Here is a 20,770-nt window from a genome sequence, read left to right as displayed (position 1 = left end):
CATGAGTCCGCTCGACGAGACGCCGGACTTCGTCGCCGCCCGCGACCACGTCCTCGGCGAGGTGGTTTCGTTCGCCCGGACCCTCCGCCGGAACGGCCTCTCGATTCCGGCGAACGCCGCGCTCTCGGCCACCGAGGCGCTGTGTGCGGTCGGGCTCCGCGACCGCGACAGCGTCTACGCGGCCACCCACGCGACGCTCGTCACGGACGCTCGCGACTCGGAGACGTTCGAGGCGCACTTCCCCGAGTTCTGGTACCGACTTCGCACCGGACTCGAAGCGACCGCCACCAGCGACGACGTGGGTGACCGCTCCGGCAGCGGCGCTTTCTACGGTGCGGCGGACGCGGGCGACGAGTCGGCCGCGGCGAGCACCGGCGAAGCGCCCGGCGGTGGCGGCGGGGACGGCGCGGACGACGAGACCGTCACCGAACGCCGCCTCGTCGACCACGACGCCGACACAGCGGAGGCCGACGGAGACAGGGAGCGGAGTCGCGCCTCGACGTACAGTGCGGGCGGGGCGGGGACCGACGTCGACGAGGACGAGGAGGCGCGGCGTCGCCCGCTCGACGCCGATGCGGTCCGCCAGTTCGAGCGGGCGCTCGCGACGCTTTCGGGGCGGCGCTGGACCGGCGGTGGCGGCCGGCAGGTCGACGCGCGGCGCGCGTTACGGTCGAGCGTCGGCACGGGCGGGACCGTCGTCTCCCTGCCGACCCGCGAGCGCACGCCGACCGCGTTCCGCACCTGCGTCCTCGTCGACGTGAGTCGGTCCGTGCTCGACACGGTCGACCGCGGCTTCCTGCTGCAGTTCCTGGACACGCTGGTCGCCGACGGTCGCGGCGTGCGTGTGTTCTTCTTCGACACCGACGTCCGCGAGGTGACGGACGTGTTCACGGCGTCGCGGGGGAACCCCGTCGCCGCGCTCGAAGACGCCGAAGTCGCGTGGGGCGGCGGAACCCGGATCGGTCACGCCCTGACCGAACTGCGCACGCGCTGGCCCGACGCCGTCGACCGTCGGACGGTCACGCTGGTCCTGAGCGACGGCCTCGACGTCGGCGACGTCGCCGACCTTGAGCGGGGAATGACGTGGCTCTCGCGGCGGTCCCGGGCGGTCCTCTGGCTGAACCCCCTCGCCGCCTCGGCCAAGTACGAACCGACGTGCCGCGGGATGGCGGCGTCGCTCCCCTACGTCGACGGACTCTTCGCGCTCGCCGGCCCCGAAGACCTCTCGGAGGTCGCGCGGCAGGTGAACCGCCACGGGCCGCACGGCCCGATCGGCTACGAACACGACTTCCGAGACCGTGCACTGGGGTCGAGTTGAGATGTCGACGGATACCGTCGTCGAGGCGGTCCGCGATTCGCTCTCGGCGCGCGCTGTGGCGGCGACTGACCCGCACGTCACCGTCGGCGGCCGCGCGGTTCTCGTGTCGTGTCGCCACCCCGACGAGGGCGACCTGGCGGGCGTCGCTCACCGACCACCCAGTGACGGTGACGTGGCGGGAATCGACGGCTCCGTCGAACACCTCGTGCAACGGGCGACGGACGCGCCTCCGGGGAGCGTCGCTCGGGCAGTCGGACTCGCGACGCTCAACGCGCTCTCGGAACCGGACGTCGAGTGGCTCGTCGGCGACCCGATGGCGGCGCTGGACGCCACCGTCGAGACCGTCGCCACCGTCGGCCTCTTCCGCCCCGCGTTCAGGAAGTTCGGCGACGTCTCCGTCCGCGTGGTCGAACGCGACGCCAAACGCATCGACCCCGAATCGCTCCCCGAGCGCGTCCCGACGACGCTCTTCGCGCCCGCGGAGGCCGACGCGGCGTTCGCCGACGCGGACGTCTGCTTCATCACCGGGTCGACGCTCGTCTACGGTGGCATCGACGTGTACCTGACGGCGGCGACTGCGGCGGCGGTGCCGCTCGTGGTCGTCGTGGGCGCGACGGCCTCGCTGCTCCCGACGCCGCTGTTCGACCGCGGTGTCGACCTCGTCGCGGGGGCGCGAGTGCGAGACGTCGACCGGGTTCGCGAGCGCATCGCCGCGGGTGACTGCGGGACAGCCCTCCACGATGCGGGGTTACAGAAGGTGTACACCGCGGCCGACGCGACGCTTCCGGGGCTACAGTTACCAACCGAGCGACCCAATACTGACCTATGACGAACGACAGCAGTGAGACGGACGCGAACTGGAGCGTCCCCGAGACGGAGGTACTGACACAGGCACGTGACCTGTTGGTGAGCGACCGCCGCGGCGTCCTCGCGACGGTCATCCGCGTGGAGGGAAGCGCGTATCGTCGCCCCGGGGCGAAGATGGTGCTCCCCGAAGACGGCGCGGGCGTCGGCCACATCACCGCGGGCTGTCTGGAAGACGAGGTGCAGGGGCTCGCGAGCGAGGTCCTCGCCGCCGGGGAACCGCGCGTCGAACACTACGACCTCATGCCCGAGGCCGACGACGACGTCTGGGGACTCGGCGTCGGCTGCAACGGCCGAATCGACATCTTGCTCGAACCGCTCGACGAGACGTACCGACCCGCCGTCGACGCGTTCGCGGCGGGGCGTGACATCGGCGTCCTGACCGTCACCGACGGCGAACACGCGGGCGCGAGAGCGTACTACGACCCCCAGACGGAGACGTTCGACCTCGGAGACGGGTTCGACGCGGACCTGGCCGAACGGGTGCGCGAGGTCGCTGCGGAACTGACCGCACTCGGGAAGGCCGACGCCGTGACGGTCGAACTCGGCGGGGAGTCGGTGACGGTGTTCGTCGACGGCCTCACCGCTCCCTCGAAGCTCGCTGTCGTCGGGACCGGCCACGACGTCGGCCCCATCGCCGAACTCGGCGCGCAGACGGATTTCCGTGTCTCCGTCGTCGGGTTCCGCGGGGCGGCCGCGAAGGCCGACCGCTTCCCTGCCGCGAGCGAGGTGGTGTCGACCTCGCCGGCGCGCATGACGGACGAGTTCGACTTCGACGCGAACACCTACGTCGTCGTCGCGACGCACAACTTCGTCGACGACCGCCTCGCCATCGAGGCGCTCCTCGACACCCCGGTGCCGTACGTCGGCCTGATGGGTCCGCACGAGCGGTTCGAAGAGATGCTCGACGACTTCGAAGACGAGGGAACGACGTTCACCGACGCCCAACTCGACAGGCTGTACACGCCGGTCGGACTGGACCTCGGCGGCGGCTCGCCGTACCAGATCGCCCTCTCCATCGTCTCGGAGGTGCTCGCGGTGAAGCACGACCGCGAGCCGCGTCACCTGCGGACCAGAGAGGGGACGATTCACGACCGAATCGAACTGTCGACGGACGGCTCGGGCTGAGGTTACTCCTCGAAGGCGGCGAGCACGTCGTCCCACGAGTCGACGACCGTCGCGCCGTCACAGGCCGCGTGGTCGCTGTACGGCTGACTGAACAGCAGGCCGTCCATCCCCGCGTCGAGGGCGTCCGCGACGTTGCCGTGGTAGTCGTCGACGAGCGCCCGACCCGCCAGTTCGGCCTTGTTCTCGGGGACGCGCTCGACGAACTCGTCGTACGGGATGTCGTGGTCGCGGAGCCACCGTCGGGTGTGGGCGTGTGTCTCTGGCGGGCGGTGGGTCGCGATGGCGACCCGGTGGTCTTCGGCCAGACGGCCGAGCGCGTCGGCCGCGCCGGCCACGGGTTCCATCCCCCCGAAGTACCACGCGGGGTCGCGGCGGAACGCCTCGAAGATGAGGTCGCCGATGTGGTCGTGGGCGTCGTGGCCCGGAATCCGGAAGTCCCACGCCGTCACCGCTTCGGGCTGGAGCGAGACGCCGTACTCCTCGTCGAGATACTGACACGCCCGGGGGAGTTGCCACGCGAGCGTGCCGTCGACGTCGACGAGGATGCGGTCGGAAGCGGCTGCATTCGAATCGCGTGCCGTCGTCATCTACCAGTACGTAGGTCCACAGCGTACATAGGTCTCTCGTCGACCCCACGCCACGGAGGCTTTACGCGCCGAGTCCATACTACGTTCCATGGCAACCCACCACGCCACCTTCGGCGGCGGCTGTTTCTGGTGTGTCGAGGCGGCGCTGAAAGAGCTCGACGGCGTCAGCGAGGTCACCTCGGGATACGCCGCCGGCGACACCGAGAACCCGACGTACAAGGCGGTCTGCTCGGGACAGACGGGCCACGCGGAGGTGGTCCAGGTCGCATACGACCCGAGCGTCATCTCCTACGAGGAACTCCTGGAGGTGTTCTTCACTATCCACGACCCGACTCAGCTCAATCGACAGGGCCCCGACGTGGGGAGTCAGTACCGCTCTATCGTCCTCTCGCACGACGACGAGCAGGCGCGCCTGGCGGACGCGTACATCGAGGCGCTCGACGAGGAGTACGACGACGCCGTCGTGACCGAACTCGAACCGCTGGAGACGTTCTACGAGGCCGAGGAGTACCACCAGGACTACTTCGAGAAGAACCCGAACGACGCGTACTGCTCCTTCCACGCCGCACCGAAGGTCGAGAAGGTGCGCGAGAAGTTCGCGACGAAAGTGAAACAGGCCTGAACGGCGCTCGGTCGCTCAGTCGGCTTCGCGACTGTACGGCTCTAACAGCGCCGTCGGCGCACCCACCCGCTTCGCGAGTGCGCCGCGGCTCGTCACGACGAGGACGAGGATCGTCACGAGGTACGGGTACGTCTCCATGATGATGGGGTGGGTCACCACCGAGAGCAGACCGTTCACGCCGTCGGCCGCGGGGAACGCGGCACCGACGGAGACGTCGAGCGACTGCGAGCGGAGTGCGAGCGCCTCCAGCCCCCCGAAGAGGTACGCGCCGACGAACGCCCGGGTCGGTCGCCAGCCGGCGAAGATGACGAGCGCGATGGCGATCCAGCCCCGGCCGGCGACCATCCCCGTCACCCACAGCTTCGAGAAGGCGACCGAGAGGTGCGCGCCGGCGGCACCCGCGAACGCCCCGCCGACAAGCACGGCGAGATAGCGCATCCGGAAGACCGAGACACCCATCGTGTCCGCGGTCTCGGGGTCCTCTCCGACCGCGGTGAGTTCGAGCCCGAGGTTCGTCCGCGTGAGGACGTACCAGACGACGGGGACGAGCGCCACCGCGAGGTAGTCGGTGGGCGTGTTGCGGAAGAGCGCCTCGCCGACCAGCGGCAGGTCGACGAGGAGGGGGCCGACGACGGGCAGGAGGACCTGCGGCATCCCCTCGATGGAGTTCGACACCCACGACTGGCCGAAGTAGGTCGTCAGGCCCGTGCCCAGCAGGGTGAGCATCACGCCGCTGATGACCTGGTCGGCCTTCAACGAGACACAGAGGACGGCGTGGACCGTCGCGAGACCCGCGCCGGCGAGCGTCCCGACCGCGAAGCCGAGGTAGGGGTCGCCCGTGACGACCGTCGTGGCGAACCCGGCCAGCGCGCCGACGAGCATCATCCCCTCGACGCCGAGGTTGAGGACGCCGCCGCGCTCGGAGATGAGTTCACCTAACGAGGCGAGGATGAGCGGTGTCGCCGCCCGAACGGTGGCGTCGAGGACGCCCGCGAGAAAGCCCATCATACCTCCGGCCCCCCGCCGACGACGGGCTCACCGACCACGAGCGACACCCGATAGCGTTTGAAGAACTCCGCGGTGATGAGAAAGAGGACGACGAGCGCCTGGACGACGTCGACGAGCGCCGCGGGGACGCCGAAGGCGACCTCCATCGACGAGCCGCCCACGAACAACAGCGCGAAGAACAGCCCCGCGAGCAGGACGCGGACGGCGCCGTTACGCCCGAGCAGCGCGATTGGGATGGCGGTGAAGCCGTAGCCCGGGGAGAACTCGGGGCGGAGCCGTTCTTGGACGCCCATGATCTCCATCGACCCGGCGAGCCCGGCAAGCGCGCCGCCGACGGCGAAGACGAACACGTACAGCCGGGCGGTGTGCATCCCCATCCCGCGGGCCGCGTCGGCGTTCGAGCCGACGAAGGTGACCTCGAAGCCGGTCCGCGTTCGAGAGACCACGACGGCGACCACGCCGACGAGGACGAGCGTGACCAGCACGCCCGCGTGCAGGGACGTCCCGCCGAGCGTGGGCAACTGCGCGGCGTCGGGGAGCACGGCGCTGACGGGGAAGTTCCCCTCGCCGCCGCGCATCGGTCCGCGGACCAGGTAGCTCGCCACGCGGACGCCGACGAAGGTGAGCATGAGCGAGACGATGATCTCGTTGACGCCGTATCTCGCGCGGAGATAGCCGGGGACCGCTCCGTACAGCCCCCCCGCGAGACCCGCCCCGAAGAGCGCCAGCGGGACGAGGACGAGGAAGCCGGCGTCGACGTTCAGCCCGACCCACGTCCCGACGACAGCGCCGATGTACAGTTGCCCCTCGGCCCCGATGTTCCACAGCCCCGCCTTCAGGGGGACGTACACCGCGAGTCCGGTGAGGACGAGCGGGACGGCTTTCACGAGCGTCTCCGTCACGCCGAACGTCGAGGTGAGCGTTCCGACGAACATCGTCTCGTAGGCGTCGATGGGGTTCACGCCGAGGGCGACGAGCGCCACGGCACCGACGGCGAGCGCGGCGAGGACGGTCACGACGGGCGTCCCGTAGGTGAGCCACCGCGGCTGGTCGGTCCGCGCTTCGAGTTCGACCCGCATTCAGCGCTCACCCCCGTCGGCCGCCGGTGTGGCGTCGGCCCGCCGCGCGGTCGAGTCGGTCTCGTCCGGGCCGCCGGTCATCCACAGGCCGACCGCTTCGGGGGTGGTCTCGGCGGGCGTCGTCTCGAAGACGACCCGCCCCTCGTACAGCACGCAGAGCCTGTCGGAGAGGTCGAACAGCTCGTCGAGGTCTTCGGAGAGGAGGAGGACGCCGGTGCCCGCATCGCGCTGGTCGAGAAGGCGCGTCCGGATCGACTCGATGGCACCGACGTCGACGCCGCGGGTCGGCTGGTGGGCGACGAGGGCGCGTGGGTCACGGTGGAGTTCGCGGCCCAACACGAGCTTCTGGAGGTTCCCGCCCGAGAGGTCGCCGGCGGCGACCCCGTCGACCTGGCCGACGCCGCGGACGTCGAACTCCTCGACGAGCGTCTCCGCGTAGGCGCGGACGCGGCCGTGGTCGAGGAGCCCGGCGTTGCCGAACTCCTCGCCACGGTAGACCTTCGCGGCGGCGTTGTGCATCACGCTCAGGTCGGGCGCACAACCGTAGCGGTGGCGGTCCTCGGGGACGAACGAGACCCCGCGGTCGATGAACGCCTTCGGCCCGGCACCGGTGAGGTCGTCCCCGTCGACCGCGACCGCTCCCGTGGTCGGCTCGCGCAGCCCGACCAGACACTCCGCGAGTTCGCGCTGGCCGTTCCCGCTGACGCCGGCGACGCCGACGACCTCGTTCTCCCTGACCTCGATGTCGACGCCGTCGAGCGTCGTGACGCCGCGTTCGTCCTCGGCTCGGAGGTCCGACGTCGAGAGGACCGCCTCGCCCGGCCGACGCGACTCGCGGTCCACCGAGAAGAGCACCTCCCGGCCGACCATCGACTCGGCGAGGTCCGCGCGGGTCACGCGGTCGGTGTCGACCGTCTCGATCTGCTGTCCGTCGCGGAGGACGGTCACGCGGTCGGTCACCGCCATCACCTCCTCGAGCTTGTGGGTGATGAAGACGACGGAGAGCCCCTCGTCGGCGAGTCGCCGGAGGGTCGCGAACACCTCGCGTGCCTCCGACGGCGTGAGGACGGCGGTGGGCTCGTCGAGCACGAGGAGGTCGACGTCCCGGTAGAGCGCCTTCAGTATCTCGACACGCTGTTGCTGGCCGACGTCGAGTTCCCACACCTTCGCGTCGGGGTCGACGGCGATGCCGTACTCGTCGGCGAGCGCCCGTACCTCCCGGCGCGGCCCGTCGAGTCCGAGCGAGAGCCACCGCGAGAGCCGACCGAGCGGCCCCGAATCCGGTGCCCACGCCGCAGGCTCGCGTTCGCCCAGGACGACGTTCTCGACGACGGAGAGCCGTGGAACGAGCATGAAGTGCTGGTGGACCATCCCGATGCCGGCGTCGATGGCGTCGGCCGGCGACTCGAGGTCGAGCCGCTCGCCGTCGAGGCGAACCTCGCCGGCGTCGGGGCGGTAGAGCCCGTAGAGCACCTTCATCAGCGTGCTCTTCCCGGCCCCGTTCTCGCCGAGCAGCCCGTGTATCTCCCCGCGGCGAACCCGGAAGTCGACGTCGTCGTTGGCGACGACGCCGGGGAACGTCTTCCGGATTCCTCGCATCTCGAGGAACGGTGCGTCCTCGTCTGTCCTCGGCATGCACGGACGTGTCTGTCGGGGCGGTTTATCTCTTTCCGAATCCGGTCCGCGAATATCCACGTCTGTGCATCGTTAGGAGGTGCAGAACCGGGAGGAACCGGTCCCCTCGCGGGAGCACTATCCACGTCTGTGCGTATCCGACCGCCACCCGGACCGGGGGGTACGACCCTCATAACAATGCCCGTTCTCGCGTATCTGTCGGTACTCTCCGATGCGCCGTCTCCTCCACACTCTCCGTTCGGTTCTACTCCCCGAGGGCGACCTCGCGACCCGGAGCGTCCGCTCCGGGGCGTGGGAACTCGGGCTCAACCTCGGCACCCGGGGGCTCGAACTGGTCGTTCTCGTCGTCCTCGCACGCCTCCTCACCCCCGCCGACTTCGGGCTCATCGGTATCGCACTGCTCACCTTCGGCGGGGTCAACCGCCTCACCCGCCTCGGTCTCGACGAGGCGCTCATCTACAACGCCGACGAGGACGTCGACCGCTACCTCGACACCGCGTGGACGCTCAGCGTCGTCCGCGGCTGTGCCCTCGGGGCGTTCATCTTCCTCGTCGCGCCGGTCGTCGCCGGCGTCTTCGGCGAACCGCGGGCAGCGGACGTCATCCGCGGCATCGCGCTCGTCCCGGTCATCACGGGGCTGCGGAACCCCGCGGCGCTGTACTTCGTGAAGGAGCTCCAGTTCCACCGGCAGTTCGTCTACCGCTTCTCGGGGTCGTTCGTCGACTTCGGCGTCGCGCTCGCGTTCGCACTCGCGTTCAGGAGCGTCTGGGCGCTCGTCTTCGGCTACCTCGCGGGTGAGGCGACACGGCTGCTCGCGTCGTACCTCCTCCACTCGTACCGCCCAGCCCTCCGCCCCGACCGCGCGCTCGCCACCGAGATGCTCGGCTACGGCAAGTGGATCACCGCGAACAACGGCCTCGCGTTCCTCCTCGGCAAGGGTGACGACGTCTTCGTCGGCTGGTACCTCTCCGCGACGGCGCTCGGGCTCTACCAGGTCGCGTTCCGCACCGCGAGCGCGCCCGCCACCGAGGTCACGAAGACCATCTCGAACGTCCTCTTTTCGACCTACGCGAAGCTTCAGGGCGACGACGCGGCGCTCCGCCGCACGTTCGTCCGTACGATGCAGCTGGTGAGCGTCGTCTCGTTCCCCATGGCCGTCGGCATCGTCGTCGTCGCGCCCGCGTTCATCGAGGGCGTCCTCGGCCCGCAGTGGCTCCCCGCGACGGGTGCGATGCAGTTGCTCGCCGTCTACGGCCTGCTCGTCTCGCTGACGGCGGCGTTCCACCAGATATGGAAGGCGCTCGGCCGACCGGACTACGTCACCCGCGTCGGGACCGTCCGCCTCGTGGCGCTCGCGCTCGTCATCGTCCCCGCGACGGCCGCCTTCGGTATCACCGGGACGGCCGCGGCGGTGGCCGGCGTCTACGTGTTCGTGGCGCTCCCGGTCGACCTGTTCTTGATGCACCGACTCATCGGCGTCGGCCCCCGACGACTCGCCGCGGAGGTGGCCGTCCCGTTCACCGCGAGCGTCGGCATGGCTGCCACCACGCTCCTCGTCCGTGCGTCCGTCGCCGGCGTCCCCGCCGTCGTCGAACTGGTCCTCCTGGTCGCCGTCGGCGGGGCGTCGTACGCCGTCCTGCTCGTCGGCCTCGACCGGCGGTTCTCGTGGGGGCTCCGCGGCAACCTCCGCGTGGTCTCGGGCGCGTTCGGCCGCTCCGGCTGACCGTACCGTCGCGCTCGTCGCCGCCCGCGACGCCATCGGAGAGGATGCACGTTCGTGTTCCGTCCCTACACAGACGTGTACAACACTGCCCGCCTAAACGGCCAGATTTATACAGCTATGTGCGTGAGTTCCCGACAGTAACGCCGCGGCGTCCGTCGCGGTGTACACGAACACGCATATCCATGGCTCGGAAACACGCGGTCGACAGACGGAGCGTACTGAAATCTCTCGGCGTCGCCGGCACCGCCGGTCTCGCGGGTCTCGCCGGATGCACCGGCGGTTCTGGAGGCACTGGTGGCTCCGAGGGGTCGGGGAGTTCGGACAGCACCGAGAGTTCGAGCGGCGCTGACGGTTCCGGCGGCGGGTCGGAGACGGTCAAGGCCGCGTGGATCTACAACTCCGAGGTCGGTGACCTCGGCTGGTCGTGGGCGCACAACGAGGGTCGAAAGGCGGCCGCCGAGCGGTTCGACTGGCTCGAGACCGACTACTCGGAAGCCGTCGCGCCGGCGGACGCCGAGCGGGTCGTCCGCGAGTACACGATGAACGGGTACGACATCGTCTTCGGCGGGACCTTCGAGTACATGGACCCGATGCTCGCCGTCGCCGAAGAGAACCCCGACACGCTGTACGAACACTGTGCGGGCTACAAGACCGCCGACAACATGGGGCGGTACTTCGGGCGGATGTACGAGGCGCGCTATCTCGCGGGCGTCGCCGCCGGGATGGTCACCGAGGCCGACTCGCTGGGGTACGTCGCGGCGTTCCCCATCCCGGAGGTCGTCCGCGGCATCAACGCCTACGCCGCCGGCGCGGCCTCGGTGAACGAGTCGGCGTCCGTCCGGGTGCAGTGGGTCAACTCCTGGTTCGACCCGCCGAAAGAACGCGAGGCCGCACAGGCGCTCATCGACGGCGGCGTCGACGTGATGGCCCAGCACCAAGACTCGCCCGCCGCGGTCCGCGCGGCGGCCGACGCGGGCATCTGGGCGACGGGGTACGACGCCCCGATGGGCGAGTTCGCCGGCGAGAACTACCTCACCTCCCCCATCTGGCACTGGGAGGTGTTCTACGAACCCACTCTGCAGGCCGTCAACGAGGGTTCGTGGGAGTCGGACGCCTACTGGGGCGGACTCACCGACGGTATCGTCGACGTCGACGAGTGGGGACCGGCGGTCCCCGACGAGGTCAAGAGCACCGTCCAGTCCGAGCGTGAGGCCCTCGAGGCCGGCGACCTCGACGTGTGGGCCGACACGGCGTTCGCGGGCGATTCGGACGCGTCCCTCTTCGGCGAGATGTCGAGTTACGTCGACAACGTCGAGGGGAGCGTCCCGAACAACTGAGTGCCGAACCGCGACCCTTACTGACGGCGGTACTCGTCACGGACGACGACCTCGCCGTCGACGAGTTCGATGTCGATGAGCGAGACGACGTCGTGTTCTCTGTCGTCCATCTCGCTGTCGGTGTCGGCCTTCCGGACGACGACGACCGTGTCGACGATGTCGGCCCCGATGTCGGTGAGCGCCTCGGTCACCGCGGCGAGCGTCCCGCCCGTCGAGAGGAGGTCGTCGAGGACGAGGACGCGGTCGCCCGCCTCGACGTCGTTGATGTACATCTCCGACTCCGAGTAGCCGGTCTGCTGGTGGAGCGACACCTCGCCCGCGAGACCGTACTGGCGCTTTCGGATGACGACGAGGGGGATGTCGGTCATGAGCGAGACCGCGGTGGAGATGTGGATACCCATCGCCTCCGGCGTGACGATCTTGTCGACCCGTTCGAGGTCGGCGACGCGCATGACACCGACGACGACCTCACGGAGGAGTTCGGGGCGAAGCATCGGGACGCCGTTGCTGATGGGGTGGACGACGTACTGGTAGCCGCCCTCCTTCTCGATGATCGGCGCTTCGTCGAACGACCGGCGAAGTCGGTCCATACCCGAGGTTGCCGAACGGCGAGTAAAAACTGCCGACTCGACCCATCGCGGACCGGCGCGGCGTCACCCGACGAGCAGCGGCGTTCGGACGGCGGTGCGGGCCGACAGACGAACAGATAGACAGACGAACAGACAGATAGAAGGGTCCGAGAACCGCCCGGCGTCGGCGCTCGCACCGGCCGCTACTCGCCGTGCTCCCAGGCGTTGCCTTTGAGGGCGAGTCGGCCGGCCTCGCGCTGGAAGTCCGAGAAGTGCCACACGAGGTCGGTCACTGTCACCACGCCGACCGGGTCGAACCCGCGGGCGACGAGCAGTTTCTTGATGTCGAGGGTCTGCATCCGCTCGGCCGCCTTCCTGACCGTCGCCGTGGGTTCGATGCGTTCGACCGGGTGTGACATCGCCACGTGGGCAGGAATCGCCGACAGTGGTTCGTCGATGTCCTGCGCCGCGCTGAGAACGTCGCTCTCGGTCACGATGCCGAGTGGCCCATCGTCGTCGACGATGACACTCCCCGTGCCCGCCATGAGCATCCGGGTGACACAGTCGGCCAGCGTCGCCGACGACGGGACCGTTACACAACCCGCCGTCATCACATCTCGGACCTGCATTATCAGGAAATCCAGAACGACGCTACTTAACCCTCTACCTCCCGCTATCAGCGGTGAGAAAACCCGACAAGACCATACGCGTGTGTTCCTTGCACGTGGTATGGAACTGAGTATTGCCTTCAGACTACTCGTGGCGGCGTTCTGCATCGTCGCCCCCTCACTGCTGTTCATCGGGTTCGTCCGCGTGCTCGACCGGATGCGCGACGACGCGCTGGTGGACCGCATCATGGAGCGAGTCGACGAGCAACCCTCCGGAGCCCCGGGCCCTGCGGCCGTGCTGACTGGCGGGGCCGTCTCGGGGCCCGCGGAGTCGGACCTCGTCACCTGTTCGTCCTGTGGGCTTCCGAACCCCGGCTTCGCCGGCTACTGTGGAAACTGCCTCTCGTCGCTCAAGAAGGCCAACAGCTGAGCGCGTGCGCCCGCGGTGGTGACGGGCGCGACAGTCGTGACAGCCGCGATTACGAGAGGAACCGTTCGATGTGGTCGGCCACTTCCTCGGGGGTGTCGCCGACCGGCGCGCCCGCGTCGTTGAGCGCGTCGATCTTCGATTCGGCCGTTCCCGTGCCACTTCCGCTGACGATGGCGCCGGCGTGGCCCATCCGCTTGCCCGGGGGTGCGGTTCGGCCCGCGATGAAGCCGGCGACCGGCGTGTCCATGTGCTCGGAGATGAACTTCGCCGCCTGCTCTTCGTCCTCGCCGCCGATTTCGCCGCACATCACGACGGCCTCGGTCTCGGTGTCGGCCTCGAACAGTTCGAGGGCGTCGACGAACGACGTCCCGATGATGGGGTCGCCACCGATGCCGATGGCCGTCGTCTGGCCGATACCGCGCTGGGTGAGGTTGTCGACGACCTGGTAGGTGAGGGTGCCCGACCGCGAGACCAGTCCGACGTTGCCGTCGGAGAAGATGTTGCCGGGCAGGATGCCCAGTTTCGCCTCGCCGGGCGTGATGATGCCCGGACAGTTCGGGCCGATGAGGTGGGTGTCGGTCTCGCCCAGTCGCCGGTAGACCTTCGCCATGTCCTGCGTCGGGACGCCCTCGGTGATGGCGACCACGAGGTCCAGATCGGTGTCGAGCGCCTCGAACATCGCGTCCGCGGCGAACGCCGGCGGGACGAACACGACCGACGCGTCGGCGTCTTCTTCCGCGACGGCGTCGTGGACGGTGTCGTAGACGGGGACGCCCTTCACTTCCTGGCCGCCCTTGCCGGGCACCGCGCCCGCCACGACGTTCGTGCCGTACTCCATCATCTGCTCGGTGTGGAACGACCCCTCACCGCCGGTGATGCCCTGTACCACGACGCGCGTGTCGTCGTCGACTAGGATGCTCATTGGCTGACCTCCTCGGCGTTCTTCACTGCCCGCTGGACCGCGTCCTCGAGCGTCTCTTCGACCTGTACGAGTTCGGTGTTCAGAATCTCCATGCCCTCCGTGGCGTTGGTCCCGGCGAGGCGGACGACGACGGGTTTCGGAATCTCGTCGAACGCTTCGAGCGCCTCGTTGATGCCTTTCGCCACCTCGTCACCGCGCGTGATACCGCCGAAGATGTTGAACACCACGCTGTCGACGTTCGGGTCCGAAAACACCATGTCGAGCGCGTTCGTCACGCGCTCGGCCTTCGCGCCGCCGCCGATGTCGAGGAAGTTGGCGGGTTCTCCTCCGTAGTAGTCGACGAGGTCGAGCGTCGTCATGACGAGGCCCGCACCGTTGCCGATGATACCGACGTTGCCCGACAGGCGGACGTAGTCGAAGCCGTACTTGTTCGCCTTCGCCTCCAGCTCGTCGCCGGCGGCCTCGTCTTCCATCTCCGCGAGGTCGGGGTGTCGGAAGAGCGCGTCGTCGTCGACGTTGAGGACGGCGTCCGCGGCGACGACCTCTCGCTCGCTCGTCACCATCAGCGGATTGATTTCGGCGTCGGAGGCGTCCGTGTCCTCCCAGAGGTCGTACAGCGTCGTCAGGATACTCGACACCTGGCGTGCGATGTCGCGGTCGATGCCGGCATCGTACACCGCCTTCCGGGCCTGGAACGGGTGCATCCCGAACGCGGGGTCGACGTGCTCGCGGGCGATGGCCTCGGGCGTCTCCTCGGCGACGGCCTCGATGTCGACGCCCCCCTTCTCGGAGACCATCGCGACGGGCCGCCCCTCGCCGCGGTCCATCGTCACACCGACGTACAGTTCGTCCTCGAAGTCGACCCCGGCCTCGACGAGGACGCGGTCGACGTGATAGCCCTTGAGGTCCATCCCGAGGATGTCGTCGGCGTACTCTCGGGCCTCTTCGACGTCTGTGGCGATTTTGATGCCGCCGGCCTTCCCGCGGCCGCCGACGTGCACCTGCGCCTTGATCGCGGCAGGGAAGCCGATGTCTTCGACCGCCGCAACCACCTCGTCGACACTCGAAGCGAGTCGAGAGTCCGGTACGGGAATCCCGGCGTCGGCGAAGACACCCTTCGCCTGGTACTCGTGAAGTCGCATCGTGTGTGACCGGGAGATGACGACGCTTAAATCCCGTCGATTCGGGCGAGTGTGACCTCTGGGACGAGGGTTTACTCGAAGACGGATTGTGTTGTCGCCCCGACCGTCTCGGTATCCGAGGCGACGCGGTTCGGCGGACTCGGTTCCGTCACTCGGCGGCCCGCATCTCGCCGACGACGCCGATGCCCCCGACGACCACACCCAGAAGCGAGAGCGCCGCCCCGACGACGACGGCCGGGTTCAGTTGACAGGTGTTACAGCCGTCGAACACCGTGACGCCAGCGAGCGAGACGCCCCGCAGCGCCAGCGTCGTGGGGCCGTCACACGCGACGTCGGTACAGCCGAGCGTCACCCCCGTCGCGACGCCCGCGACGCTCGCGACGAACACCCCGACACCGAAACACAACATCCCCCAGCGACGTAGACTCATGTCCCCATCCACCTCCCCCGAGGACAAAGACGTTTTCACCGACCACGTCCCTGCCGCGGCGCTACGCTTTCGTCCCCCCGCGTTCATGACTTGCACATGACATCACCACCCCGCGTCGGCGTGCTCGCGCTCCACGACAGCAAGGAGTCGAAGGCGATTCTCAACGCCGTCGAGGCGCTCGGCCACGACACCGCGTGGCTCCGCGAGGAGAACACCGTCGTCCGCATCGACGGCGACACCCTCGAACTCGAACCCGCCGTCGACATCGTCGTCAACCGCCTGCTCCTCTCGAACACCGACCAGCCGACCGAGGAACTCGGTATCGCCCGGACGGTGGCCGCACACCGACCCATGCTCAACGCCCCCGAGACGACGGCGGTGGCCGCACACAAGATGGCGACGGCGTCGTTGCTGGCGCGTGAGGGCGTGCCCGTCCCGAAGACGCTGTTGGCGCTCAGCGGGTCGACGCTCAACGCTCACCGGCGGGAGTTCGGACCCGAGGCCGTCTACAAGACCGCTATCGGCACTCACGGCGGCGGCGCGTGGAAGGTCGAGACCGACGACGTCCTCACCGCCAAGGTCGGCAAGCGCCGCGCGTTCCTCCAGGAACTCGTCGGCGACCGAGAGCGGCCGCGGGACGCGCGGGTGTACGTCGTCGGCGACCAGGTGGTCGGCGCGATGTTCCGCTACGCCGCCGGCGAGGATTGGCGGACCAACGTCCACCTCGGCGGCGCGGTGGAAGACGCCAGCGACCGCCTCCCCCCGGAAGCGGTCGAAATCGCCCGCGAGGCGTCCGCTGTCGTCGGCCTCGACTACGCCGGCGTCGACCTCATCGAGGGCGACGACGGCTGGGTCGTCCTCGAGGTGAACCCGACGGCCGGCTTCCGCGGCTTCTATCGGGCGACGGGTATCAGTCCAGCCCCGCACATCGCGGCGCTCGCCCTCCGGCGACTGGGGGTCGAGGTCGACCCCGACCGTGTCGAGGACCTCGCCGCGACGCTCGACGACTCCCCGCCCACGTGCATGCCGCGGCCCGAACCGAGGACGTTCGAGGAACCGCCTATCATCGGCCTCACGGAGCGCGTCGTCGTCTCCGGCACCGCGGGGACCCAGACGGTCGTCGGCAAGGCCGACTCCGGGGCCGCGCGGACGAGCATCGACCTCAGCCTCGCGGCCGACATCGGTGCCGGTCCGATCCACACCGTCTCGACGGTCCGAAGCGGCAGCGCGGACAAGAGCCAGTCCCGCCCCGTCGTCGACCTCGTGGTCGGTATCGGCGGCACTCAACACACCGTCGCCGCAAACATCGTCGACAGGAGCCACATGTCACACCCGCTCCTCATCGGGCGGGACGTCCTCAAACACTACTTCCTCGACATCTCCAGGCGGGTGGAGAACCCCAACGCCCACCCGCTGGAGGACGAACTCGTCGAGGAGTGAGCGGTGACGGGCCGTGAGCCGTACTCCTTCGAGACGATTTTCGGCGATAACATCCGGTACATTGATGTCAGTCAGTGATAAATATCGCGCGAGGACTGACCCAGCCGTCTCTCCCCCCTGGGCGCTCCTCGTTTTTCCGTGACCCGGCACCCGGTGGAGTGAGGTCCTTCGACAACGTGCTTTCCGCTTCTCACGGTTTTATCGCCGTTCCACCCGTGTCGTCCGAGTATGCAGGCTGTGCGCTTCCACGAGTACGGCGACGAATCGGTGCTCCAGGTAGACGAGGTCGACAGACCGAAGGCGACCGGCCACGACGTCGTCGTCGAGGTCGCCGGGGCTGGCGTCAACCCCGTCGACACCTACTTCCGCGAGGGTGCGTACGAACCGTTCCAGCTGCCCATGATTCCCGGCGTCGACGTCGCCGGCGAGGTGGTCGCGGTGTCGGAGTACGTCGACGACTACGCCGTTGGCGACCGCGTGGTCGGCACCGGGCTGAGCATGAACCACCTCGGCGCGTACGCCGAGTACGCCGCCGTCCCCGAGGACCGCCTCGCACACCTCCCCGAGAGCGTCGACCCCGTCGCCGCCGGCGGTGCGGGCGTCGCCGCCGTCACCGCGTGGCGGGCCCTCGTCGACCACGCAGGGCTCGAACCCGCCGAGTCCGTCCTCGTCCACGGCGGGTCGGGCGGTGTCGGTCACGCCGCCGTCCAGCTCGCCGCGGCGACCGGTGCCCACGTCGTCACGACGGCCGCACCGACGTACCACGACCGCCTCGAAGCGCTGGGCGCGGACGCCGTCTTCGACTACGCGAGCGAGGACCTGGCGGACCGCGTCGTCGACGAGACGGGCGGCGTCGACGTCGTTCTCGACCACCGCCTCGACGACTACCTCCAGTTCGACGCCGACGTCGCCGCGACGGGCGCGCGGGTGGTCGGTATCGGCGAGAACGACCCCGCAGTCGGCTTCTCGAACGACGGCGTCGCCCGCAGCAAAGACGTCTCCTACCAGTTCATGAGTATGTTCAACACGCCGCGACTGGCGGAGCCGCTCGCGCGTGTCGCTTATCTCATGGGCGAGGGCGACCTCGCCATCGAGGTCGCACGGACGTACGACCTCGACGAGGCCGCCGACGCACAGGTCGACGTGATGGCGGAGTCGTTCTTCGGCAAGCTCGTCATCACGCCGTAGCGACGCGCGTCCCGTCTCCGAGGAATGTCATTCGAACGACGTGTTTCCCTGGAACTGGGAACGACGATAGCTTTTTATTCACCTGTCGGACGTCACATCCGCTCATGATGGCGTCACACCACCTCGACCCCGGCGACGAACCACAGCCCGACTACCCGACAGCCGAGCCGATGGCACTCCCCGAGACGGTCAGTTCACCGCAGGCGAAGCTCGTCTACCTCTACCTCCTCGTCCGGGGCACGACGACCGTCGACGAACTCGGCGCGGCGCTCGGCCTCCCCAAACTCTCGCTGTTCAGCATCCTCCAGACCCTCGCGGAGTACGGGCTGGTCGTCCGCGACGGCGACGCCGTCACTACCGCCTGAGCACCCGGTCGGGTCGTCGCCGTCGACCGCGACGGTCGCCCACACTTCTCGTGTCGTGCGGTACCGCGCGGCACTTTCGTGCGGAAAATCATTCTGATAGTTACAGAGAAACACACGTCGAATCCATCGCGCTTATCAGGCCCACTACTCCTATCGCGACTCATGACAGAACGTGAGACGTGGGCGTCGCGGGTCGGGTTCGTCCTCGCGGCCGTCGGGAGCGCCGTCGGCCTCGGAAACATCTGGCAGTTCCCCTTCAAGACGGGCGAGTTCGGCGGGGCGTCGTTCCTCGTCGTCTACCTCGCTGCCGCCGTGGGAATCGGACTACCTGCCATCCTCGCCGAGTTCGTCGTCGGCCGGCGGGCGAAACAGAACACCATCGACGCGTTCGGCTCGCTCGGCGGCCGCCGCTGGAAGCTCGTCGGCGCGCTCGGCCTGTTCATCGGCTTCTGGATCCTCTCGTACTACTCGGTCGTCGGCGGCTGGGTCATCCGCTACATCGTCGCGTCGCCGACCGGCGGCTACTTCGGCGACGCCGCCGGCTTCTTCTCGACGGTCTCCGCCGGCACCGACGCGCTCGTCGCCCACGCCGTCTTCATGACGCTCGTCGTCGGCGTCGTCGCCTTCGGCGTCGAGAACGGCATCGAGCGCGCGACGAAGGTGATGGTCCCCTCGGTGCTCGTCATCCTCGTCGGTCTCGCCGCCTACGCGTTCACCCTCGACGGCGCGAGCGCCGGCTACGCGTACTTCCTCTCGCCCGACTTCGGGACGCTGCGTGCGAACCTCGCGGAGATCGTCCCGTTCGCGGTGGGGCAGGCGTTCTTCTCGCTGTCGCTCGGGATGGGCGCGATGGTCACGTACGCCTCCTACGTCGACGGCGAGGACTCGCTCGTCGCCGACGCGGGCTCTATCGTCGCGCTCAACACGCTCGTCGGCGTGCTCGCCGGCCTCGTCGTCTTCCCGCTGCTGTTCGCCCAGGGGGTCGACCCCAACACGAGCGGTCCCGGCGCGGTGTTCATCTCCGTCGCCGGCGCGTTCGCCACCCTCCCGGCCGGCCGCCTCCTCGGTGCCACCTTCTTCGTCGTCGTGCTCATCGCCGCGCTCTCGTCGGCCATCAGCCTGCTCGAAGTCGTCGTCTCGTACGTCGTCGACAACACGGCCGTCTCGCGCGTTCCCGCCGCCGGCGCGCTCGGCGGTTCCATCTTCCTGCTCGGCGTCCCGTCGGCGCTGTCGACTGCGTGGCTCGGCTGGTTCGACACGCTCGCGTACCAGCTCCTGCTCCCGCTGTCGGTCCTCTGCATCCTGCTCTTCGTCGGCTGGCAGTTCGGTCGGGAGGCGACCACGGAACTCCTCCGCGGCTCCCGTCTCGCCGTCGGCGTCGGCACGGTCTGGCTCTGGACGGTCCGCGTCGTCGTGTTCGTGGCCGTCCTCGGCACGCTCGCGCTCGGGCTCCAGACGCTGTTCCTCGGCGGCGCTATCGTCCCGCCGATCTGACCACCAGGGCATCGCTGTCGCGTGAAACGAGTGGTCGCCTCTCCGTACGCGACACCTCTCGGCGGTCGTCCCGAGTACAGCGTCCGCATCGTGGCCGCCCACCGAGCACCGTGATTATCACTTCCCGAGATTCACACGTTGTTTATATGACACGTGGACACATCTGTTACCGCGTATGGAAGCAACCGCCTTGACCAGACACGAACAGCCCATGAGTGACTACCTGGCACTATGGCACGGTGAGTACTCGAAGATAGACTCGGTCTCCGACTCGTTCGTGGCCTACGAGCCAAGCGCCCCCGGCGGTGAAGTGCACGGACGAGACGCCTTCGAAGCATACGTCCGTGAACTTCGGACCGCGTTCCCCGACTTCACGATTACCGTCGAGGCCGCACTCGAAGACGCAGAGATGGTCATGACCGAGTGGACGGGAAGCGGCACGCACGAAGGGGAGTTCAACGGTCTCCCCCCAACCGGCCGAACGTTCGAGCACAGGGGGATGTCGAAGTTCGTCATCGCGGACGGCAAGGTGCAGGAAGAACGGATGTACTACGACCCTCGGGAGATCGCCGAGCAGCTCGGCTTCCTCGAGGAGTGACGCACCGGTCGCTTCGACACGCAGCCGGTCGGACCGTCCGCCGTCTCTGCTGGATGGAACACGCCTGCCGACCACAGCGGATGTCGGCACCCGAGTCGGCTCGGCTCTCGAGGGACCCGAGACGCCCAGCGGAGAGAGCGGGGAGTCGGCTGTCTGCCGGCAGGTGTCGATTCATCAGCGTGTTCGAGTTTTCGCCGTCCGTGCGTCAGCAATAAACCCGATTCGCCGACCGAAAACCGTTATCTTCGGCAGGTGAGGGATTCTCGGTTCGTAACCCATTTGA

The 20,770-nt window shown here is 68.7% G+C and carries 21 protein-coding genes; 12 read left to right on the top strand and 9 right to left on the bottom strand.

Annotation, left to right across the window (positions count from 1 at the left end):
- Nucleotide 1 precedes the first annotated feature (1 nt).
- Genes E6N53_RS10450 through E6N53_RS10440 form a run of 3 tightly spaced genes read left to right on the top strand, consistent with a single transcriptional unit; the run spans nucleotide 2 to nucleotide 3,310 of the window.
- Nucleotides 2-1,318 carry a VWA domain-containing protein gene (locus E6N53_RS10450; protein WP_142859067.1) on the top strand — a complete coding sequence of 439 codons (1,317 nt, stop codon included), beginning with the start codon at nucleotides 2-4 and terminating at the stop codon, nucleotides 1,316-1,318.
- Between the two features lies 1 nt (nucleotide 1,319).
- Nucleotides 1,320-2,147 (top strand): Rossmann-like domain-containing protein, encoded by an 828-nt coding sequence (locus E6N53_RS10445; RefSeq protein ID WP_142859065.1) that lies wholly within the window; start codon nucleotides 1,320-1,322, stop codon nucleotides 2,145-2,147.
- Nucleotides 2,144-3,310, top strand: coding sequence for an XdhC family protein (locus E6N53_RS10440; protein WP_142859063.1), 1,167 nt, complete (start codon nucleotides 2,144-2,146; stop codon nucleotides 3,308-3,310). The genes E6N53_RS10445 and E6N53_RS10440 overlap by 4 nt, the downstream gene beginning before the upstream one ends.
- A 2-nt stretch (nucleotides 3,311-3,312) precedes the next feature.
- Here the strand turns inward: E6N53_RS10440 and E6N53_RS10435 are convergent, their stop codons facing one another.
- On the bottom strand, nucleotides 3,313-3,897 hold the full coding sequence (locus E6N53_RS10435) for a 5' nucleotidase, NT5C type (protein WP_136590285.1): 585 nt from the start codon (nucleotides 3,895-3,897) through the stop codon (nucleotides 3,313-3,315).
- An 88-nt stretch (nucleotides 3,898-3,985) separates the two neighbouring features.
- Between E6N53_RS10435 and msrA the strand changes: the two genes are divergently transcribed.
- Complete coding sequence (gene msrA / locus E6N53_RS10430; protein WP_142859061.1) at nucleotides 3,986-4,519, top strand: peptide-methionine (S)-S-oxide reductase MsrA; 534 nt, start codon at nucleotides 3,986-3,988, stop codon at nucleotides 4,517-4,519.
- A 15-nt stretch (nucleotides 4,520-4,534) separates the two neighbouring features.
- On the opposite strand, the gene E6N53_RS10425 is transcribed toward msrA, so the two are convergent.
- Genes E6N53_RS10425 through E6N53_RS10415 form a run of 3 tightly spaced genes read right to left on the bottom strand, consistent with a single transcriptional unit; the run spans nucleotide 4,535 to nucleotide 8,241 of the window.
- Nucleotides 4,535-5,527, bottom strand: coding sequence for an ABC transporter permease (locus E6N53_RS10425; RefSeq protein WP_136590283.1), 993 nt, complete (start codon nucleotides 5,525-5,527; stop codon nucleotides 4,535-4,537).
- Nucleotides 5,524-6,606, bottom strand: coding sequence for an ABC transporter permease (locus E6N53_RS10420; RefSeq protein WP_142859059.1), 1,083 nt, complete (start codon nucleotides 6,604-6,606; stop codon nucleotides 5,524-5,526). The genes E6N53_RS10425 and E6N53_RS10420 overlap by 4 nt, the downstream gene beginning before the upstream one ends.
- Nucleotides 6,607-8,241 (bottom strand): ABC transporter ATP-binding protein, encoded by a 1,635-nt coding sequence (locus tag E6N53_RS10415; protein ID WP_236642333.1) that lies wholly within the window; start codon nucleotides 8,239-8,241, stop codon nucleotides 6,607-6,609.
- Between the two features lie 211 nt (nucleotides 8,242-8,452).
- On the opposite strand from E6N53_RS10415, the gene E6N53_RS10410 reads away from it, so the two are divergent.
- On the top strand, nucleotides 8,453-9,964 hold the full coding sequence (locus tag E6N53_RS10410; RefSeq protein WP_136590281.1) for a lipopolysaccharide biosynthesis protein: 1,512 nt from the start codon (nucleotides 8,453-8,455) through the stop codon (nucleotides 9,962-9,964).
- A 182-nt stretch (nucleotides 9,965-10,146) separates the two neighbouring features.
- Nucleotides 10,147-11,301: a BMP family ABC transporter substrate-binding protein gene (locus E6N53_RS10405; protein ID WP_142859056.1), complete on the top strand. Its 1,155-nt coding sequence runs from the start codon at nucleotides 10,147-10,149 to the stop codon at nucleotides 11,299-11,301.
- A 17-nt stretch (nucleotides 11,302-11,318) separates the two neighbouring features.
- On the opposite strand, the gene hpt is transcribed toward E6N53_RS10405, so the two are convergent.
- A complete protein-coding gene (gene hpt / locus E6N53_RS10400) occupies nucleotides 11,319-11,891 on the bottom strand; it encodes a hypoxanthine/guanine phosphoribosyltransferase (RefSeq protein ID WP_136590279.1) in 573 nt (190 codons plus the stop codon).
- A 182-nt stretch (nucleotides 11,892-12,073) separates the two neighbouring features.
- Nucleotides 12,074-12,499 (bottom strand): CBS domain-containing protein, encoded by a 426-nt coding sequence (locus E6N53_RS10395; protein WP_236639648.1) that lies wholly within the window; start codon nucleotides 12,497-12,499, stop codon nucleotides 12,074-12,076.
- 100 nt (nucleotides 12,500-12,599) lie between these two features.
- Between E6N53_RS10395 and E6N53_RS10390 the strand changes: the two genes are divergently transcribed.
- Nucleotides 12,600-12,908 carry a zinc ribbon domain-containing protein gene (locus tag E6N53_RS10390; protein WP_136590278.1) on the top strand — a complete coding sequence of 103 codons (309 nt, stop codon included), beginning with the start codon at nucleotides 12,600-12,602 and terminating at the stop codon, nucleotides 12,906-12,908.
- A gap of 49 nt (nucleotides 12,909-12,957) precedes the next feature.
- Here the strand turns inward: E6N53_RS10390 and sucD are convergent, their stop codons facing one another.
- The 3 genes from sucD to E6N53_RS10375 form a co-directional block, all read right to left on the bottom strand.
- On the bottom strand, nucleotides 12,958-13,830 hold the full coding sequence (gene sucD, locus E6N53_RS10385) for a succinate--CoA ligase subunit alpha (RefSeq protein ID WP_142859053.1): 873 nt from the start codon (nucleotides 13,828-13,830) through the stop codon (nucleotides 12,958-12,960).
- On the bottom strand, nucleotides 13,827-14,972 hold the full coding sequence (sucC, locus tag E6N53_RS10380; RefSeq protein ID WP_142859051.1) for an ADP-forming succinate--CoA ligase subunit beta: 1,146 nt from the start codon (nucleotides 14,970-14,972) through the stop codon (nucleotides 13,827-13,829). The genes sucD and sucC overlap by 4 nt, the downstream gene beginning before the upstream one ends.
- 148 nt (nucleotides 14,973-15,120) lie before the next feature.
- On the bottom strand, nucleotides 15,121-15,402 hold the full coding sequence (locus E6N53_RS10375; protein WP_142859048.1) for a hypothetical protein: 282 nt from the start codon (nucleotides 15,400-15,402) through the stop codon (nucleotides 15,121-15,123).
- 96 nt (nucleotides 15,403-15,498) lie between these two features.
- Between E6N53_RS10375 and E6N53_RS10370 the strand changes: the two genes are divergently transcribed.
- From E6N53_RS10370 to E6N53_RS10350, 5 genes are all read left to right on the top strand, one after another.
- The gene (locus E6N53_RS10370; RefSeq protein WP_201741117.1) at nucleotides 15,499-16,842 is read left to right on the top strand and encodes a RimK family alpha-L-glutamate ligase; all 1,344 of its coding nucleotides are present in this window, start codon (nucleotides 15,499-15,501) and stop codon (nucleotides 16,840-16,842) included.
- Nucleotides 16,843-17,070: 228 nt separating this feature from the next.
- Nucleotides 17,071-18,030: an NADPH:quinone reductase gene (locus tag E6N53_RS10365; protein WP_142859043.1), complete on the top strand. Its 960-nt coding sequence runs from the start codon at nucleotides 17,071-17,073 to the stop codon at nucleotides 18,028-18,030.
- 104 nt (nucleotides 18,031-18,134) lie between these two features.
- Nucleotides 18,135-18,395, top strand: a complete 261-nt coding sequence (locus E6N53_RS10360; protein ID WP_394344749.1) for a helix-turn-helix domain-containing protein — start codon at nucleotides 18,135-18,137, stop codon at nucleotides 18,393-18,395.
- 162 nt (nucleotides 18,396-18,557) lie between these two features.
- Nucleotides 18,558-19,889 (top strand): sodium-dependent transporter, encoded by a 1,332-nt coding sequence (locus E6N53_RS10355; protein WP_136601749.1) that lies wholly within the window; start codon nucleotides 18,558-18,560, stop codon nucleotides 19,887-19,889.
- 175 nt (nucleotides 19,890-20,064) lie between these two features.
- The gene (locus tag E6N53_RS10350) at nucleotides 20,065-20,487 is read left to right on the top strand and encodes an ester cyclase (RefSeq protein ID WP_142859041.1); all 423 of its coding nucleotides are present in this window, start codon (nucleotides 20,065-20,067) and stop codon (nucleotides 20,485-20,487) included.
- Nucleotides 20,488-20,770 lie beyond the last annotated feature (283 nt).

The sequence above is a fragment of the Salinigranum halophilum genome (assembly GCF_007004735.1).
GTDB classification, from domain to species: domain Archaea; phylum Halobacteriota; class Halobacteria; order Halobacteriales; family Haloferacaceae; genus Salinigranum; species Salinigranum halophilum.
Note: the sequence above shows the minus strand (reverse complement) of the source record. Positions and strands in the feature narration are given on the sequence as shown.

What these genes read in the sequence shown, in the direction of transcription:
- E6N53_RS10355 (WP_136601749.1), top strand. Translation starts at nt 18,558, where the DNA reads ATGACAGAACGTGAGACGTGGGCGTCGCGGGTCGGGTTCGTCCTCGCG.
- E6N53_RS10350 (WP_142859041.1), top strand. Translation starts at nt 20,065, where the DNA reads ATGGAAGCAACCGCCTTGACCAGACACGAACAGCCCATGAGTGACTAC.
- E6N53_RS10420 (WP_142859059.1), bottom strand. Translation starts at nt 6,606, where the DNA reads ATGCGGGTCGAACTCGAAGCGCGGACCGACCAGCCGCGGTGGCTCACC.
- E6N53_RS10415 (WP_236642333.1), bottom strand. Translation starts at nt 8,241, where the DNA reads ATGCCGAGGACAGACGAGGACGCACCGTTCCTCGAGATGCGAGGAATC.
- E6N53_RS10440 (WP_142859063.1), top strand. Translation starts at nt 2,144, where the DNA reads ATGACGAACGACAGCAGTGAGACGGACGCGAACTGGAGCGTCCCCGAG.
- E6N53_RS10450 (WP_142859067.1), top strand. Translation starts at nt 2, where the DNA reads ATGAGTCCGCTCGACGAGACGCCGGACTTCGTCGCCGCCCGCGACCAC.
- E6N53_RS10445 (WP_142859065.1), top strand. Translation starts at nt 1,320, where the DNA reads ATGTCGACGGATACCGTCGTCGAGGCGGTCCGCGATTCGCTCTCGGCG.
- sucD (WP_142859053.1), bottom strand. Translation starts at nt 13,830, where the DNA reads ATGAGCATCCTAGTCGACGACGACACGCGCGTCGTGGTACAGGGCATC.
- E6N53_RS10425 (WP_136590283.1), bottom strand. Translation starts at nt 5,527, where the DNA reads ATGATGGGCTTTCTCGCGGGCGTCCTCGACGCCACCGTTCGGGCGGCG.
- E6N53_RS10405 (WP_142859056.1), top strand. Translation starts at nt 10,147, where the DNA reads ATGGCTCGGAAACACGCGGTCGACAGACGGAGCGTACTGAAATCTCTC.
- E6N53_RS10390 (WP_136590278.1), top strand. Translation starts at nt 12,600, where the DNA reads ATGGAACTGAGTATTGCCTTCAGACTACTCGTGGCGGCGTTCTGCATC.
- msrA (WP_142859061.1), top strand. Translation starts at nt 3,986, where the DNA reads ATGGCAACCCACCACGCCACCTTCGGCGGCGGCTGTTTCTGGTGTGTC.
- E6N53_RS10395 (WP_236639648.1), bottom strand. Translation starts at nt 12,499, where the DNA reads ATGCAGGTCCGAGATGTGATGACGGCGGGTTGTGTAACGGTCCCGTCG.
- E6N53_RS10365 (WP_142859043.1), top strand. Translation starts at nt 17,071, where the DNA reads ATGCAGGCTGTGCGCTTCCACGAGTACGGCGACGAATCGGTGCTCCAG.
- E6N53_RS10360 (WP_394344749.1), top strand. Translation starts at nt 18,135, where the DNA reads ATGATGGCGTCACACCACCTCGACCCCGGCGACGAACCACAGCCCGAC.
- sucC (WP_142859051.1), bottom strand. Translation starts at nt 14,972, where the DNA reads ATGCGACTTCACGAGTACCAGGCGAAGGGTGTCTTCGCCGACGCCGGG.
- E6N53_RS10410 (WP_136590281.1), top strand. Translation starts at nt 8,453, where the DNA reads ATGCGCCGTCTCCTCCACACTCTCCGTTCGGTTCTACTCCCCGAGGGC.
- E6N53_RS10375 (WP_142859048.1), bottom strand. Translation starts at nt 15,402, where the DNA reads ATGAGTCTACGTCGCTGGGGGATGTTGTGTTTCGGTGTCGGGGTGTTC.
- E6N53_RS10435 (WP_136590285.1), bottom strand. Translation starts at nt 3,897, where the DNA reads ATGACGACGGCACGCGATTCGAATGCAGCCGCTTCCGACCGCATCCTC.
- E6N53_RS10370 (WP_201741117.1), top strand. Translation starts at nt 15,499, where the DNA reads ATGACATCACCACCCCGCGTCGGCGTGCTCGCGCTCCACGACAGCAAG.
- hpt (WP_136590279.1), bottom strand. Translation starts at nt 11,891, where the DNA reads ATGGACCGACTTCGCCGGTCGTTCGACGAAGCGCCGATCATCGAGAAG.